The following is a 1593-nucleotide window of genomic DNA, read 5'->3' on the forward strand; positions in this document are numbered from 1 at the left end:
CTGGGCCGCGGACTGGTTGCACGTCCACAGCTGGATCTGCGTCCCGTCGGCGCTCGCCCCGTTCGCGACGTCGACGCACTTGCCGCCGATGCCGGTGATGGCGCCCTCCCTGGGGCCGGTGGAGCCTCCGAGTTCCTTGATGCGGATGTTACGGAAGGACACGTCGTCGCCGTCGCCGTGGTTCTGCAGTCCGATGTGGCCCTGCTGGAGGCTGCGGGCGGGGACGGTGTTGGTGAAGTCGTTGATCTCGACTCCGTTCAGGTACACCCGCAGACGCTCGCCCTCGACCCGGATCTCATAGGTGTTCCACTCGCCGGGAGGGTTCAGGGCCCGGTCGCGGGCCGCCAGGTCGGCTGACTTGAAGCCGTACACGGAACCTGTGGTGCGGTCCGTGGCGTCCGTGGCGTCGATCTGGATCTCGTAGCCGTTGTCGACGGCCGACCAGGGGTCGTCGGAGGCCGGGAAGCCCACGAAGACGCCGGAGTTGTCGTCGCCGGCCTGGCGCCAGTCGAGCTTCAGCGAGTAGGACGTGTACGCCTTGGCCTGGTACCAGAGCAGGCCGAGGCCGCCCTGCGAGGTGAGAGTGGAGTCCGCGTTCGTGAAGGAGCCCGGACCGGCCTGTTTCCAGCCGGTCGTTCCCGAGGTCCCGAACAGCGTGGTGTAGCCGGTTTCCGGGCGGCAGTCGGCCTCGGTCGTGCCGGCGGACCAGCGGATGCCGCCGAGCAGGTGACGGCGGAACGCCGGGTCGGCGTAGGACTCCTCGGTGTGGCCGCCACCGGTGTAGAAGGCGCGGCCGCCCCGGTAGTCCTTGCACCAGGCGATGGGATGGTCGCCCCCCATGGAGCCGCCGCTGTAGCTGGACTCGTCGAGCGAGGCCAGGACATGGGCGGTGGTGCGCGGGTTGGTGCGGTAGTCGTACCACTCGTCGGTCCGCTGCCAGACCGGGCCGAGGTGGGCGGTGGCGTCGTGGGCGCGGTCCTCCACCTTCACCGTGGCCGGCTGGATCGCAGGATGCGACTGGAACAGGGCGCCTGCCAGGCCCGAATACCAGCTCCAGTCGTATTCGGTGTCGGCCGCCGCGTGGATGCCGACGTAGCCGCCGCCCGATTCGATGTAGCCCTCGAAGGCGGTCTGCTGAGCGGCGTTCAGGACGTCTCCGGTGGTGGAGAGGAAGACGACGCTCTCGTAGCCGTCCAGGTTGGCCGGGGTGAAGGCGGCGGCGTCCTCGGTCGCCGTGACGGTGAAGTTGTTGGCGGCGCCCAGCTGACGCAGAGCGCTGACGCCTTCGTCGATGGAGGAGTGGCGGAAACCGGCGGTCCTGGAGAAGACGAGCACGTCGTACGCCGGGTCGGCGGCGGCCGCTGCCGTCGGGCGGGCGGGCGGCGTAGGGCCGGTCTCAGCGGCTGTGGAGACGGCTGCGGGCAGGGCGGCCGCGCCGAGCAGACCGCAGGCCGCCCAGGCCGCGAGGCTTACGAGTCGTCGGCTCATGGCATGACCCACTTCTGGTTGACGGCGGAGAGACAGGTCCACAGGTGGAGCTTGGTTCCGTCGGTGGAGGAGACGCCGGCCGCGTCGAGGCATTTGCCGGACTGC

At 69.9% G+C, this 1593-nt stretch carries 2 protein-coding genes; both read right to left on the reverse strand.

The features are described 5' to 3' along the window. A partial coding sequence (locus OO67_RS35340; protein WP_033305936.1) for a ThuA domain-containing protein occupies positions 1 to 1488 on the reverse strand: 1488 nt, incomplete at its 3' end. Further along, positions 1485 to 1593: RICIN domain-containing protein (locus OO67_RS37695; protein ID WP_157841794.1), on the reverse strand; the 109-nt coding region annotated here is incomplete at its 5' end. The genes OO67_RS37695 and OO67_RS35340, both read right to left, overlap by 4 nt.

Source organism: Streptomyces atroolivaceus, assembly GCF_000717025.1.
Taxonomy (GTDB): Bacteria; Actinomycetota; Actinomycetes; order Streptomycetales; family Streptomycetaceae; genus Streptomyces; species Streptomyces atroolivaceus.